The following is a 14973-nucleotide window of genomic DNA, read 5'->3' as shown; positions in this document are numbered from 1 at the left end:
CCATGAACAACATCGACCCCGCCCTGTTTGAAGAATGGATGATGACCGGCCTGGTCACCATCCTGATCATCTTCATGGGCTTTATCGTGTGGGACCTGGCGAAAAAGTCCAAAGCCGGGCGCTTTGGCTCGTTCATCCTGTTCTTCGTGCTGGGGCTGGGCGTGGCCGCGTTCATCATCAAGAGCGTGGTGATCGGCCTGATCGAGTCCGGCGCCCTATAGGCGCGCCGGCACTTCCTTCCATTGGCCTTGATCCAGGCCGTCGATCGACCATTCGCCAATGCGCACTCGCACCAGGCGCAACGTGGGCAAACCCACCGCCGCCGTCATGCGCCGCACCTGACGGTTGCGCCCTTCGCGAATCACCAGTTCCAACCAATGGGTGGGCACGCTTTTGCGAAAACGCACGGGCGGGTTGCGCGGCCATAACGTGGGTTCTTCCAACTGCCGGGCTTCGGCGGGCAAGGTCATGCCGTCGTTCAGCTCCACGCCATCGCGCAGGCGCTGCAGTTGTTCTTCAGTGGGTTCACCTTCCACCTGCACCCAGTAAGTCTTCGCCAACTTGTGCTTGGGGTCGGCGATGCGCGCCTGCAACTGGCCATCGTTGGTCAGCAGCAGCAAGCCTTCGCTGTCACGGTCCAGGCGGCCTGCCGGGTAGATGCCGGGGATGTCGATAAAGTCCTTGAGCGTCGCGCGCCCGCCTTCGTCGCTGAACTGGGTCAGCACGTCGAAGGGTTTATTGAACAGGATCAGCTTCGGCTCGGCCGGTGGCGCCTTCGCAACGCGGCGTGCAGCTGAATACGGGGGTTTCACACCAGGGCGGCGCGAATCAGGACGAGTGGGACGGGACATGGCAAAGGAACATCTAACGGTCAGGACCGACAATGCTAGTGGCCTGACCGTTAAATAACCATCCCAACCGCTTAGCGGAACGGCGGCTCGTCGAAGCTGCGCAGTTTGCGCGAGTGCAGCGAGTTGAGTTCGGTGCGCAGCAGATCCACTGCCTCGATGCCGATCTTCAAGTGCTGGCTCACCGCGCGCTCATAGAACGCGTTGGCCGAACCCGGCAGCTTTATTTCGCTGTGAAGCGGCTTGTCCGATACACACAACAACGTGCCGTACGGCACTCGCAAGCGATAGCCTTGGGCAGCGATGGTGCCGCTTTCCATGTCCACGGCCACGGCGCGGGACAGGTTGATCAGCGGCCGTTCCTGGGCCCAGCGCAGCTCCCAGTTGCGGTCGTCGTAAGTCAGCACAGTGCCGGTACGCAGGCGTTTTTTCAGTTCTTCGCCTTTTTCGCCGGTGACATTGGCGGCCGCCTGTTGCAAGGCCAACTGCACTTCGGCCAGGGCCGGGATCGGGATGTTCGGCGGTACCACGCGATCGAGAATCCCGTCGCGGCGCATATAGGCGTGAGCCAGCACGTAGTCGCCGATGGTCTGGGATTGGCGCAGGCCGCCGCAGTGGCCGATCATCAGCCAGCAATGCGGACGCAGCACGGCCAGGTGATCGGTGATGTTCTTGGCGTTGGACGGGCCGACGCCGATGTTCACCAAGGTCACGCCGTGGCCATCACTGGCTTGCAGGTGGTAGGCCGGCATCTGGTAGCGGTGCCAGACCACGCCAGCGGCAATGGCAGACGCTTCACCGTGGTCCATGCTCTTGTCGATCACCACGTTGCCCGGCAGCACCATGCGCACAAAGCGCGGGTCACTGCGCAGTTGTTCCAGGCCATGCAGGATGAACTGGTCAACGTAGCGGTGGTAGTTGGTCAGCAGGATCCACGGTTGTACATGGCGCCAGTCACTGCCGGTGTAGTGCACCAGGCGACGCAGGGAAAAGTCCACGCGGGCCGCATCGAACAGCGCCAGGGGCAGCGGATCGGTGTTTTCCCAGTCGTAGAGGCCATCGGCAATGCCATCGGTGGCAGCCGACAAGTCGGTGCTGGGGAACACACGGGCCAGGGTCGCGGCGGTCACACCGGAGCCGGCCAGTTCGTCGCCCTGCTCCACCACGTACGGGTACGGAATATTCTGTTGGCTGACGCCGACTTCCACCGTCACGGTGAAATCGTGCATCAGCGGCACCAACTGCTCCAGCAGGTATTTACGGAACGCTGCAGGATGGGTGACGGTGACGCTGTAGGTCCCCGGCAGTTGGACCTTGGCGTAGGCGCGGGTGGTCTGTGGGACTTCGCCGTGGCAGTGGTAGGTCAGGCGCAGCTCCGGGTAACGAAACAGCGCGCGCTGTTCGGCATCGGGTTCGACGCGGTCCTTGAGGTATTGCTTGAGGGCTTGATTGAGTGCGCCGGTAGCACGCTCATGCAGAGCCGCCAGCCGGTCCACGGCTTCTTCGGCGGATTGAACGACAACAAAAGCTTCGGTCACGGTAAGCATCCTGTGTTCTGACATGCAGGCCTTTATCTTGCCTGTATCCCAGCCCCACTGAAACAGCAGAGTTGGAATGCAATTAATGTGGGAGCTGGCTTGCCTGCGATAACGGTGGATCAGTCAACAATGATTTGACTCATTGACCGTTATCGCAGGCAAGCCCGCTCCCACATTTTGACCGCATGCTGTCAGAGGGATTCGGGGGTAGAACGGGTGACGATGGTTGCCACATCCACACCACGCGGCAAGGTTCCATACACCCGCCCAGACGACTCACCCAACCGGCTGGCAATAAACCCATCACTCACCGCCGCATTGCCCGCTTCCAGCAACAGCTTGGCCTGCAACGCCAGCGCGATATCTTCAGTCAGCTGCCGCGCTCGATACTGGATGTCCTGGGTATCCATGAACGCCGACTTCAACTGTTCGATATGCCGCGCCAAGTGTTTATCTCCCAGCCCATCCCCCAGTTCGACAAACAACGCTTCCAGTACGCCGGCCTCCTTGGACAGTGCCCGCAGCACGTCCAGGCATTGCACATTGCCAGAACCTTCCCACGTCGAATTCACCGGTGCCTCACGGTACAGGCGCGGCAGGATGCTGTCCTCGACATACCCCGCACCGCCCATGCATTCGGCCGCTTCGTTGATCATTGCTGGGGCACGTTTGCAGATCCAGTACTTGCCCACCGCCGTCACCAAGCGGGCGAACTTGGCTTCCTGTTCATCGCCCAAGTGGTCCAGGGCGCGGCCCATGCGCATGCTCAGGGCCAATGAGGCTTCGCTTTCCAGGGCCAGGTCCGCCAACACGTTTTGCATCAACGGCTGCTCGCTGAGCACGCGGCCACCGACGGAGCGATGGGTGCAATGATGACTGGCCTGGGTCAACGCCTGGCGCATCAAGGCGCTTGAACCAACCATGCAATCGAAGCGGGTCATGGCAACCATCTCGATAATGGTCGGCACGCCTCGGCCTTCTTCGCCGATCATCCACGCCAAGGCACCTCGGAACTCCACTTCGCTGGAGGCGTTGGAGCAGTTGCCAAGCTTGTTTTTCAGGCGCTGGATGTAGAACTCGTTGCGTGTGTCATCCGGGCGATGCCGAGGCAGCAGGAAACAGGTGAGTCCTTTGTCGGTCTGGGCCAAGGTCAGGAACGCGTCGCACATCGGCGCCGAACAGAACCACTTGTGCCCCACCAGTTCATAGGCCTGCCCCGGCCCACCCGCACCCACCGGATAAGCGCGGGTGGTATTGGCGCGCACGTCGGTGCCGCCCTGTTTCTCGGTCATGGCCATGCCAATGGTGGCGCCCGCCTTGTGGGCGATGCCGACATTGCGCGGGTCGTATTGGGTGCCAAGGATTTTCGGCAGCCAGATATCCGCCAAGTCCGGCTGCAAGCGCAGGGCCGGCACGCAGGCGAAGGTCATGGTCAACGGGCAACCGGTGCCCGCTTCGGCCTGGCTGTGCAGGTAGGTCATCGCGGCTCGGGCCACATGCGCGCCGGACTGTGGGTGAGCCCACGGCAGCGACGGCAGGCCATGTTCGACAGCGGTTCGCATCAACTCGTGATAGGCCGGGTGGAACTCCACCAAGTCGATTCGATGGCCATAACGGTCGTGACTGCTGAACACCGGCTTGTTCTGGTTCGCCAGGAACCCGGCCTCCATCAGCGGCCCGCCAGCCAGTGCACCGTAGGCATCGATGCGCCCTTCTGCCCAACCGGCGCCAAAGCGTCGCGACCACTCTTGCAGGGGCAAGTCGATGCGATACAGGTTGGTGCCGTCCAGGGATGGGGGCTGGTTGGTGACGTCGTGGGTTTCGGCGAACTGATGCAGGTTCATGACGGGCCTCCTGGAAAAAGGCCACATTGAGTTGAGGCCCGAATCTCAGTTAAGCACCGCCACCCGGCTTAAAAAAGTGACATACCCGCCTAATGTCCGGCGCTTTCGCCCTCAAGCGGACACAGCAACCGACGCTCCAACACCGCTTGGAGCGCTTCGAAACGCACCGGCTTGGCCAAGCGGTCAGTCACGCCAATGCCATGGCATTGTTCACGCTCCGACACGCTCAGCGACGCGCTCAAGGCAATCACCGGCAATTCACCGCAGCCCGGCAATGCACGGATCTGGCAGCACAACGAGAACCCGCCCTCGGGGATATCCAACAACACGGCATCGAATGTTTCGCCTTGCAAGGTCGCCAGTGCACTTGGGCCGCTGTCTGCGGTTTTCACGCGGTAACCCAGTTTCAGCAGCATGCCGCGCACGACCAACTGGCCGACGCTATTGCCATCCACGAGCAGCACCGCGCAGTCCTGTGGGGCGCGATGTTGATCGAGCACCTGCCTTGGCTCCGGCGGTACTGCGGCGACTTCCATTTCCAACTGGAAGCGACTGCCCTTGCGCGGCTCGGAGTGATGGGTGAGACGCCCGCCCAGCAGCTCGATCAATTGCCGGCAGATGGCCAGGCCGATGCCCAGGCCGCCATATTCGCGGGTGGTGGAGCCATCGAGCTGGAAGAAGCGCTGGTAAAGGGTTGCCTCATCCAGGAAGGCAAAGCCGATACCGGTGTCGGTAACAATAAAACTCAGGCGCAGGCCGCCGTCACTGTGAGGCACGCCAACGACGCGCAGCCGTACGGAACCTGTGTGAGTGAACTTGAACGCGTTGTCCAACAGGCAATCCAGGCACTGCAGTAACTTGTCCGAGTCGCCGACCACACGGTCCGGCAGCTCAACCGCCACGTCGATGGAAAACGCCAGGCCCTTGCTTTGAGCACTGGCGGCGAACTGCTGGCGCAGCGTGTCGAGCACACCCCGCAGGCTGAACATCTGGGGCTGGGCGCTCAAACGCCCGGCTTGCAACTCGGTGAGGGTGAGGATGCCGTTGACCATGCGCATCATGTCCCGCGCCGAACCGGCGGCGGTTTGCTGGTACTGCGCCAGGTCGGCGTCCAGGGGTACGGTCTGCATCAACTCCAAGGAGCCAATCACACCGTTCATGGGCGTGCGCAGTTCGTGGGTCAGGGTGGCGAGGAATTCGTCCTTTAGCCGGTTGCTGCGGGCCAATTGCTGGTTGAGCACTTCGAGTTTCTGGCTGGCATCGAAGAGAATCTGCGCCTGCTGCTCACGCATGCTGTTGATGCGATCTGCCAGGGCCAGGGACAGCAGCGCGACTTCAATGGCCGAGCCGATCTGGCTGGCGTACATGGTCAGGAACATGTTGGGCAGGTAGCCCAGCACCATCAGCGTATTGATGACCCCACCCAGCAAGAACGCCGACCAGGCGATGATGAAATAACGGGCCATGCGCTGGCCGCAATACCACGCCTTGATCGCGGCAACAAAGATGGTCACGGTAAACACCAGCGCCAGCCCGGTCGCCAGGCGCAGGGCCACGGCGTAGCTGGTCAGCAGGGCCAATGCCATCACTACCGCGCCGCAGGCCGCCAGCCCTAGCAGAATGCGATCAAGCCAACGGCTGTGCTGCGCGGTGTGCAGGAAGCTGCGAGCGAACAGGCTGCCAAACAGCGCCGCCGAGCCAATCAGGAACGGCACCGCCGCATTGGTCCACCAGGGGTTGTTGGGCCAGAAGTACTCCACGGCCACGCCATTGACCGAGAGTTGGTAAAGGCCGAAAGAGGCGATATAGAAGATGTAGTAGAGGTAGCTGGTGTCGCGCACGCTCAGGTAGATGAACAGGTTGTAGATCAACATGCCCAGCAATACACCGTAGATCGCTCCGAGTACGTAAAGGCGCAGTGGCTGCTGCTCCAGATAAGCGGTGCCGGCCCAAAGTGTCAATGGCGCCTGGATCGATCCTTGGCTTTGCAGGCGCAGGTAGAGGGTTTCTTGCTGATCAGGCACGAAGTTGAGCTTGAACAGGTAATTGCTCTGGCGCACTTCACGGCTGGAAAACGGCAGCGCGCTGCCAGTGCGGGTGGTCAGTCGATAACCTCCGGCGCCATCGCCTTGGTAAAGGTCCAAGTGGTTCAGCGGCGGGTAGGCCAGTTCCAGGAACCAGGTGCGCGGGGCGCGAGGGTCTTTGGCCAGGTAGTGCAGGTCGATTTTGAGCCAGAACACCGAGCGTGAGTAACCGGCATTGAGTGTGGCTTTGTCATGGGTCTTGAATTGCGCAGCGTAGGCGGGGGAACTGACTTCGGCGATGGTGAGGGCGGCACTCGGGTCTTCGAGCACTTGCATGACTCGGCCCAGCGGCAGGCTTCGCGTGTCCTGGTCGAACTCGACGGCGCTGGCGAGCATCGGAAGCCCACACAACAATAAAATCAGCAAATAGCGCATAGAGCCCCAGCGTGACCTGTCCGGTTATGTCAAAAAGCCCCCCATTCCTTTTGAGAAGACGTATACCGGCGATACAGTTAGTAGTTTGGATCCACTCTAGCATAGCCATTAAAGGCTATTGGACACCATTGAAATAATTTTTCTAGAGGCTCTAGAACGCGGCTTTCAGCGCATTTCAAGCATCGTATAAGCGCCAAAAAATCGTCGCTGCACAAGCAAAATTCAGCCATCGCCGGACGGCCACGCCAAAAGCGTTTGGTGGTAAGCTCGCGCACCATGAATATCTACAGCTCTCGCCCCGTTGTCCTCTGTCTCTCCGGCCACGACCCCAGTGGTGGCGCCGGCTTGCAGGCAGATATCGAAGCCCTGCTCGCCCAGGGTTGCCATGCGGCTCCGGCCGTCACCGCCTTGACCGTGCAAAACACCGTCAACGTCAGCGATTTCCGCGTGCTCGACCGCGAGTGGGTACTGGCCCAGGCCAATGCCGTGCTCGGCGATTCCGAAGTGGCGGCGGTCAAGCTGGGCATGCTCGGCTCCACCGCAATGGTCGACACTGTGGTCGAACTGCTGCAAGCGCATCCGCACCTGCCGGTGGTCTGTGACCCGGTATTGCGCGCCGGCGGCGGCGGCAGCCTGGGCAAGGATGAAGTCGGTTATGCGATGCGCGAGCGGCTGTTGCCGCTGTCGCTGATCGCCACGCCGAACCTGCCCGAAGCGCGCATCCTCGCCGAACTGCCCGAGGGCACGGCGGACGAATGCGCTGCGAAGTTACTGCCGTATATCAAGCATCTGCTGATCACCGGCGGCCATGGCGATGAGCATGAAGTGCACAACCGTTTATATAGCCGCGACGGCACCCAGCAGACCTTCACCTGCCAGCGCCTGCCCGGCAGCTACCACGGTTCCGGCTGTACGTTGGCCAGTGCGCTGGCCGGTCGGATCGCTCAGGGCGAAGGCCTGGTCAGCGCCGTGCAATCGGCGCTCAACTACACTTGGCGCACCCTGCGTGACGCCGAACAACTCGGCCAAGGCCAGTTTGTACCGCGCCGGTTGCCGCTGGATTTTTGTTCGTAAGACTCTAAAGAGGCCTGCTCGATGAAACTACGTGGCCTTTACGCCATAACCGACAGCCAACTGTTGGCCGGCAAATTCCTCGCCTACGTCGAAGCGGCGTTGGACGGTGGCGTGACGCTGCTGCAGTACCGCGACAAAAGCAGCGACGAAGCCCGACGCCTGCGTGAAGCGCAAAAGCTGCGGGAGTTGTGCTCACGCTACAAGACTCAGTTGATCATCAACGACGACGCCGAATTGGCCGCGCGCCTCGGTGTCGGCGTGCACCTGGGTCAGACCGACGGTCCGCTGACCCCGGCGCGTGCGCTGCTCGGTTCCAAGGCGATCATCGGCGCCACCTGCCACAGCCAGATCGAACTGGCCGAGCAGGCGGCGAAGGAAGGCGCCAGCTACGTCGCCTTCGGACGCTTCTTCAATTCCAGCACCAAGCCTGGCGCTCCAGCGGCCACCGTCGAAATGCTGGCCCAGGCCCGCGCGCGCCTGCAGTTGCCGATCTGCGTGATTGGCGGCATCACCCTGGAGAACGCCGAACCCCTGGTGGCCCACGGTGCCGACCTGCTGGCAGTGGTCCACGGCCTGTTCGGTGCCGAAAGCACCCAGGAAGTCACGCGCCGCGCCCGCGCCTTCAACGCCCTTCTTAATTCCTGATTTCAGAGAGCCTGCCATGTCCCGTTCCGAAACGCTGTTTGCCAATGCCCAGAAACACATCCCCGGCGGTGTGAACTCCCCCGTGCGTGCGTTCAAGAGCGTGGGCGGCACGCCGTTGTTCTTCAAGCATGCCGAAGGCGCCTACGTCACCGACGAAGATGACAAGCGCTACGTTGACTACGTGGGTTCCTGGGGGCCGATGATCCTCGGCCACAGCCATCCGGACGTACTGGACGCGGTACGCAAGCAGCTGGAACACGGCCTGTCCTACGGCGCACCAACGGCCATGGAAACCGAAATGGCTGACTTGGTGTGTGCCATCGTGCCGTCGATGGAAATGGTGCGCATGGTCAGCTCCGGCACCGAAGCAACCATGAGCGCGATCCGCCTGGCCCGTGGCTTCACTGGCCGCGACAGCATCATCAAGTTCGAAGGCTGCTACCACGGCCACTCCGACAGCCTGCTGGTGAAAGCCGGTTCCGGCCTGCTGACCCAGGGCGTGCCGAGCTCGGCCGGTGTGCCTGCGGCCTTTGCCAAACACACCCTGACCCTGCCATTCAACGACATCGCCGCCGTCGAGCAGATGCTCAATGAAGTGGGCCAGGACGTAGCGTGCATCATCGTCGAGCCGGTGGCCGGCAACATGAACTGCGTACCGCCGGCGCCGGGCTTCCTCGAAGGCCTGCGCGAGCAGTGCGACAAGCACGGCGTGGTGCTGATCTTCGACGAAGTGATGACCGGTTTCCGTGTGGCCCTCGGCGGCGCCCAGGCTCACTACGGCGTAACGCCGGACCTGAGCACCTTCGGCAAGATCATCGGCGGCGGCATGCCAGTGGGCTGCTTCGGCGGCAAACGCGAGATCATGCAGCACATCGCGCCACTGGGCCCGGTGTACCAGGCGGGCACCTTGTCCGGTAACCCATTGGCCATGGCCGCCGGCCTGACGACCCTGCGCCTGATCAGCCGTCCGGGCTTCCACGCCGAGCTGACCGACTACACCACGCGCCTGCTGGACGGCCTGCAACAGCGCGCAGACGCCGCCGGCATCCCGTTTGTGACCACCCAGGCGGGTGGCATGTTCGGCCTGTACTTCAGCGGTGCCGACGATATCGTCACCTTTGACGACGTGATGGGCAGCGATGCCGATCTGTTCAAGCGCTTCTTCCACCTGATGCTGGAAGGCGGCGTGTACCTGGCGCCGAGCGCGTTCGAAGCCGGCTTCACCTCGATCGCCCATGGCGAAGCCGAATTGAAACTGACCCTCGACGCTGCCGAGCGCGCGTTCGCTGCCTTGAAATAAATGGCCAAAAAAATCAGACACCGCCCGAGCGGTGTCTGATTTGCTACTTTGCTGACAGATATTTCCGAGTTTTTTCGAGAATTCACCTGCAATCCGGCAGATAACTTGCCCAACCAGCAGAAAAACGAGTAAAGACTTTGTAAGCAGAGGCCTGCTTATTTCATAATGCGCGCTTATTGGATCCCCTGAGGATCCGCGTGCCCCGTCAGAGGTAAGTCGATTCCCATGAAACGCACCGGCCGCACCCTGGTTCTGGGCTGCCTGTTGCTCCTTCAGCCGCTGCTGGCACATGCACAAGCAGGCGGCAACTCGTTGTTAATCCCAGCGATGGGTCGTTGCACCCTCAATACCCAGCCAGACGGCCAGGCCGAAGCGCTGAGCGCGTGCCAGAAACAGGCCGATGCCGGGGATGCGCAGGCGCAATACGAGTTGGGCGCGTACTACCACGACAGCAAGAACCCCGCCCGCGACCTCAATAAAGCCTTGAGCTACTTCGAGAAAGCCTCGCTGCAGGGCCATGCCGAGGCGCAATTCCAGCTGGGCACCATGTTCTTCCATGGCGAAGGCGTGCCAGCCAATAACGTCCAGGCGTATATCGTGCTGAAAATGGCGGCGGTCAACGGTGCAGAGGATGCACTGGATACAGCCGACGAAGTGGCCGAGCATATGCAGCGCGATGAACTGGAAGTGGCAACGCAGGTACTGGGGCAGATTTTCCGTAACTATTTGCAGGAATTGCAGAGTGCGGATGGGCGTTCGCCTTTCTCACCCTTGCCTTAAATCTTCCGGGCTTTTAAAGGCCCTTTCGCGAGCAAGCCCGCTCACACATTGGACCGAGTTCCAAGTTTGGAATGCAGTTAAATGTGGGAGCGGGCTTGCTCGCGAAGGGTGCAACGCGGTCTAAAGTCTTACTTCTCAGGCATCGGCATCGGAAACGGCATCACATTGCTCACGCCCCGAGCCTCACTGATCTTCGGCGTGCCCAAACGCTCGACTTCATCGATGCGCACAATCGAATGCATCGGCACAAAGCTGCGCACCACGCCTTCGAATTGAGCCTTGAGTTTTTCTTCGCCCGGGTCGACGACCAACTGGGTGCGCTCGCCAAAGACGAACTCTTCCACTTCCAAGAACCCCCACAGATCGCTCTGATAGATCTGCTTGGCGTACATTTCGAACACCTGGCCCTGGTTGAGGAAAATCACCTTGTAGATTGGAGCTTCACGTTTGGTCATGGTGGGCGAATAACACATCGGGGATATAAAAGAGGGCGCGAACTATAGCATGGCACCCGATGCACAACGCTAGGAACCAATGGGCATGCCCCCTATAATGCGCGGTTCTTTACCACCAGTTGACGATTCCCATGGCCAAGAAGCTTTACATCGAAACCCACGGTTGCCAGATGAACGAGTACGACAGCTCGCGCATGGTCGATCTGCTGGGCGAACACCAGGCCCTGGAAGTCACTGCCCGCGCCGAAGATGCCGACGTGATCCTGCTCAATACCTGCTCGATCCGCGAGCGGGCCCAGGACCGTGTGTACTCCCAGCTGGGCCGCTGGCGTGAACTGAAACTGGCCAACCCGGACATGGTGATCGCCGTCGGCGGTTGCGTGGCCAGCCAGGAAGGCGCCGCCATCCGCGACCGCGCGCCCTATGTCGACGTGGTTTTCGGCCCGCAGACCCTGCACCGTCTGCCAGAAATGATCGACGCTGCGCGTATCAGCAAGCTGCCGCAAGTCGACGTGTCGTTCCCCGAAATCGAAAAATTCGACCATTTGCCCGAGCCGCGCATCGACGGGCCAAGCGCTTATGTGTCGGTGATGGAAGGGTGCAGCAAGTACTGCACGTTCTGCGTGGTGCCCTACACCCGTGGTGAAGAAGTCAGCCGTCCATTTGACGATGTGCTTTCGGAAATCATCCACCTGGCCGAAAACGGCGTGCGTGAAGTGACCCTGCTGGGCCAGAACGTCAACGGCTACCGTGGGCTGACTCACGACGGACGCCTGGCCGACCTGGCAGAGCTGATCCGTGTGGTTGCCGCCGTCGATGGCATCGAGCGTATTCGCTACACCACGTCGCACCCGCTGGAGTTTTCCGACAGCCTGATCCAGGCCCACGCTGAAGTGCCTGAACTGGTCAAACACCTGCACTTGCCGGTGCAATCGGGCTCGGACCGTATCCTCTCGGCGATGAAGCGCAACCACACCGCCCTGGAGTACAAATCCAAACTGCGCAAACTGCGTGCGGCGGTACCGGGTATCTGCATCAGCTCGGACTTTATCGTCGGTTTCCCCGGCGAGACCGAGAAAGACTTCGAGCAGACCATGAAGCTGATCGAAGACGTCGGTTTCGACTTTTCCTACTCGTTCGTCTACAGCCAACGCCCCGGCACGCCGGCGGCCGACCTGGCGGACGAGACCCCGGAAGCGCTGAAAAAAGAACGCCTGAACGCGTTGCAGCATCGGTTGAACCAGCAAGGTTTCGAGATCAGCCGACAAATGGTCGGCTCGACCCAGCGCATCCTGGTCACCGACTATTCGAAAAAAGACCCGGGCGAATTGCAAGGTCGCACCGAGAACAACCGAATCGTCAACTTCCGCTGCGATAATCCGACCTTGATCGGCCAGTTTGCCGATGTGCACATCGATGCGGCGCAACCGCACTCGTTGCGGGGCTCGCTGATCCAATAACCCATCAATATGTCTGACTGATGGAGATCAAAATGTGGGAGCGGGCTTGCTCGCGAAGGCGGCAGATCAGTTGATACAGGTATTGACTGGCCCACCGCCTTCGCGAGCAACCCCGCTCCCACATTGGAACTGCGCAACATTCCAATGACGTAAGTGCTTTCGTACCCGCGCCACTGGCGTTATTCTCTCTTTCACCTCAACAGCCAAAGGGCGGCTAAAAGCGACCTTGAACGCACCCATAGCAGAACCCCATCGTTTTCTCCTCGAGCCATTTGAGGCTCGCCGTTTCGCCAACCTGTGCGGACAGTTCGACGAGCACCTGCGTCTGATCGAACAACGCCTGGGCATCGAGATCCGCAATCGCGGCAATCAGTTCGAGCTCGTTGGTGAAACCCAGTCCACTAAATCCGCAGAAAACCTGCTGCGCCGTCTCTACCGCGAAACCAAGGGTAGCGAGCTGTCGCCAGAAACCGTGCACCTGTATTTGCAGGAATCGGCTGTGGAAGATTTGGCCAACAACCCTGTCGCTGAAGCCAGCGTGGCCTTGCGTACCAAAAAAGGCATGATCCGCCCAAAGGGCTTGAATCAGCAGAAGTACGTAAAGGCGATCCTCGGCAACGACATCAATTTCGGCATCGGCCCCGCCGGTACCGGCAAGACCTACCTGGCCGTGGCCTGTGCAGTGGATGCTCTTGAGCGCGAGCAAGTGCGCCGCATCCTGCTGGTGCGCCCGGCGGTCGAAGCGGGCGAAAAGCTCGGCTTCCTGCCCGGCGACCTCGCACAGAAGATCGACCCGTACCTGCGCCCGCTCTACGACGCGCTGTACGAAATGCTCGGCTTTGAATACGTGGCCAAGCTGATCGAGCGCCAGGTGATCGAGATCGCCCCGCTGGCCTACATGCGCGGCCGCACCTTGAGCAACAGTTTCATCATCCTCGACGAAAGCCAGAACACCACGGTCGAGCAGATGAAGATGTTCCTGACCCGCATCGGGTTCGGCTCCACGGCCATCATCACCGGCGACATAACCCAGGTCGACCTACCCAAGGGCACCAAATCGGGCTTGGGTCATGTGATTGAAGTGCTCAAGGACGTGCCAGGCATCAGTTTCACGCACTTCTCGCCCAAGGACGTCGTGCGCCACCCGCTGGTGCAGCGCATTGTCGAGGCCTACGAGCGCTTCGAACACCGTGATGATGGTTTGTCCAAGGACGCCCGCCGCGATGCTTGAGCTAGACCTGCAGCTGGCCACCGAAGCGCCCGCCCCCAGCGAAGAACAGTTCCGCCAATGGTGCGCCCTGGCACTGCGCCAGCGCACCGCCGACTCGGAACTGACCATTCGTCTGGTGGACGAACCCGAAGGCCGCGAACTGAATCACACCTGGCGCCAAAAGGACTACGCGACCAACGTGCTGTCCTTCCCCGCCGACATACCGGATGAGTTACTGGATATCCCACTGCTGGGCGACCTGGTTATCTGCGTCGAGGTGGTAGAACGCGAAGCGAAGGAACAAGGCAAGGACCTTGAAGCCCATTGGGCTCACCTGGTCATCCACGGCTGCTTGCATCTCTTGGGTTACGACCATATAGACGATGACGAAGCCGAGGAAATGGAAACACTGGAACAAACGTTGCTTGCAGAATTGGGTCATCCGGACCCGTATGCCGACGACGAAGCTTAAAAACACTTAACTGTAACAACAAAGGATTCAGAGTAATCGCTATGAGCGAAGACCGATCGAGCAACGGGCAGAAGTCATGGCTGGGTAAACTGACCCAGGCTTTTGCCCACGAGCCGAAAAACCGCCAGGAGCTGCTGGAGCTGCTGCGCGAGGCCCACCAGAACAAGTTGCTGGACAGCGAAGCGCTGGCCATCGTCGAAGGCGCCATCCAGGTGGCTGACCTGCAAGTGCGGGACATCATGGTCCCGCGCTCGCAGATGATCAGCATCAAGGCGACCCAGACCCCGCGGGAATTCCTCCCGGCCGTGATCGACTCGGCGCACTCGCGCTACCCGGTGATCGGTGAAAGCCATGACGACGTGATGGGCGTCCTGCTGGCCAAGGACCTGCTGCCGCTGATCCTCAAGGAGAACGGCGACAACTTCAACATCAAGGACCTGCTGCGGCCGGCCACCTTCGTACCCGAATCCAAGCGCCTGAATGTGTTGCTGCGTGAGTTCCGCGCCAACCACAATCACATGGCCATCGTGATCGACGAATACGGCGGCGTTGCTGGCCTGGTGACCATCGAAGACGTGCTGGAACAGATCGTCGGCGACATCGAAGACGAGCACGACGTCGAAGAAGACAGCTACATCAAGCCGCTGCCGAGCGGAGACTTCCTGGTCAAGGCGCTGACACCGATCGAGAACTTCAACGAGTTCTTCGACAGCGAATTCTCCGACGACGAGTTCGACACCGTGGGCGGCCTGGTGATGAGTGCGTTTGGGCACCTGCCAAAGCGTAACGAAACCACCGAGATCGGCGCTTATCGCTTCCGCATCCTGAATGCCGATAGCCGTCGAATTCACTTGATTCGCCTGACACCTATTGCCCGTTAAGGACTGA

Annotated in this window: 14 protein-coding genes; 9 read left to right on the top strand and 5 right to left on the bottom strand. The window is 60.7% G+C overall.

All coding sequences use genetic code 11. From position 1 onward, the window contains the following. The first annotated feature begins 11 nt into the window (after positions 1 to 11). A complete protein-coding gene (locus CFE47_RS08095) occupies positions 12 to 221 on the top strand; it encodes a DUF2788 domain-containing protein (RefSeq protein ID WP_025999909.1) in 210 nt (69 codons plus the stop codon). On the opposite strand, the gene CFE47_RS08090 is transcribed toward CFE47_RS08095, so the two are convergent. The 4 genes from CFE47_RS08090 to CFE47_RS08075 form a co-directional block, all read right to left on the bottom strand. Beyond that, a complete protein-coding gene (locus CFE47_RS08090; protein WP_286836215.1) occupies positions 216 to 851 on the bottom strand; it encodes a pseudouridine synthase in 636 nt (211 codons plus the stop codon). The two genes, CFE47_RS08095 and CFE47_RS08090, sit on opposite strands and share 6 nt — an antisense overlap. A gap of 71 nt (positions 852 to 922) precedes the next feature. Beyond that, positions 923 to 2395 (bottom strand): AMP nucleosidase, encoded by a 1473-nt coding sequence (amn, locus tag CFE47_RS08085; RefSeq protein ID WP_286836214.1) that lies wholly within the window; start codon positions 2393 to 2395, stop codon positions 923 to 925. Between the two features lie 182 nt (positions 2396 to 2577). After that, a complete protein-coding gene (locus tag CFE47_RS08080) occupies positions 2578 to 4230 on the bottom strand; it encodes an acyl-CoA dehydrogenase family protein (RefSeq protein ID WP_286836213.1) in 1653 nt (550 codons plus the stop codon). 89 nt (positions 4231 to 4319) lie between these two features. Further along, positions 4320 to 6689 (bottom strand): hybrid sensor histidine kinase/response regulator, encoded by a 2370-nt coding sequence (locus CFE47_RS08075; protein ID WP_286836212.1) that lies wholly within the window; start codon positions 6687 to 6689, stop codon positions 4320 to 4322. Between the two features lie 276 nt (positions 6690 to 6965). Between CFE47_RS08075 and CFE47_RS08070 the strand changes: the two genes are divergently transcribed. The 4 genes from CFE47_RS08070 (at position 6966) to CFE47_RS08055 (ending at position 10488) form a co-directional block, all read left to right on the top strand. Next, the gene (locus tag CFE47_RS08070; protein ID WP_286836211.1) at positions 6966 to 7763 is read left to right on the top strand and encodes a hydroxymethylpyrimidine/phosphomethylpyrimidine kinase; all 798 of its coding nucleotides are present in this window, start codon (positions 6966 to 6968) and stop codon (positions 7761 to 7763) included. A 21-nt stretch (positions 7764 to 7784) separates the two neighbouring features. Beyond that, positions 7785 to 8408, top strand: a complete 624-nt coding sequence (gene thiE / locus CFE47_RS08065; protein WP_286836210.1) for a thiamine phosphate synthase — start codon at positions 7785 to 7787, stop codon at positions 8406 to 8408. Positions 8409 to 8424: 16 nt separating this feature from the next. Continuing rightward, positions 8425 to 9708 (top strand): glutamate-1-semialdehyde 2,1-aminomutase, encoded by a 1284-nt coding sequence (gene hemL / locus CFE47_RS08060; RefSeq protein ID WP_049711390.1) that lies wholly within the window; start codon positions 8425 to 8427, stop codon positions 9706 to 9708. Between the two features lie 225 nt (positions 9709 to 9933). After that, positions 9934 to 10488, top strand: a complete 555-nt coding sequence (locus CFE47_RS08055; RefSeq protein ID WP_185708595.1) for a tetratricopeptide repeat protein — start codon at positions 9934 to 9936, stop codon at positions 10486 to 10488. A 128-nt stretch (positions 10489 to 10616) separates the two neighbouring features. Here the strand turns inward: CFE47_RS08055 and CFE47_RS08050 are convergent, their stop codons facing one another. After that, positions 10617 to 10943, bottom strand: a complete 327-nt coding sequence (locus CFE47_RS08050) for a DUF1820 family protein (RefSeq protein ID WP_003236992.1) — start codon at positions 10941 to 10943, stop codon at positions 10617 to 10619. Positions 10944 to 11074: 131 nt separating this feature from the next. On the opposite strand from CFE47_RS08050, the gene miaB reads away from it, so the two are divergent. From miaB to CFE47_RS08030, 4 genes are all read left to right on the top strand, one after another. Next, entirely contained in the window at positions 11075 to 12403 is a 1329-nt protein-coding gene (gene miaB, locus CFE47_RS08045) for a tRNA (N6-isopentenyl adenosine(37)-C2)-methylthiotransferase MiaB (protein WP_286836209.1), read from the top strand. Positions 12404 to 12629: 226 nt separating this feature from the next. Beyond that, positions 12630 to 13634 (top strand): PhoH family protein, encoded by a 1005-nt coding sequence (locus tag CFE47_RS08040; RefSeq protein WP_286836208.1) that lies wholly within the window; start codon positions 12630 to 12632, stop codon positions 13632 to 13634. Beyond that, positions 13627 to 14085 carry an rRNA maturation RNase YbeY gene (ybeY, locus tag CFE47_RS08035; protein WP_286836207.1) on the top strand — a complete coding sequence of 153 codons (459 nt, stop codon included), beginning with the start codon at positions 13627 to 13629 and terminating at the stop codon, positions 14083 to 14085. The genes CFE47_RS08040 and ybeY overlap by 8 nt, the downstream gene beginning before the upstream one ends. A gap of 41 nt (positions 14086 to 14126) precedes the next feature. Then, the gene (locus CFE47_RS08030; RefSeq protein ID WP_015373027.1) at positions 14127 to 14966 is read left to right on the top strand and encodes a CorC family transporter; all 840 of its coding nucleotides are present in this window, start codon (positions 14127 to 14129) and stop codon (positions 14964 to 14966) included. Positions 14967 to 14973 lie beyond the last annotated feature (7 nt).

This window comes from Pseudomonas sp. PGPPP1 (assembly GCF_002255865.1).
Classification (GTDB): Bacteria; Pseudomonadota; Gammaproteobacteria; order Pseudomonadales; family Pseudomonadaceae; genus Aquipseudomonas; species Aquipseudomonas cremoris.
The sequence above is the reverse complement of the archived record's forward strand: the minus strand, read 5'-3'. Positions and strand labels throughout refer to the sequence as shown.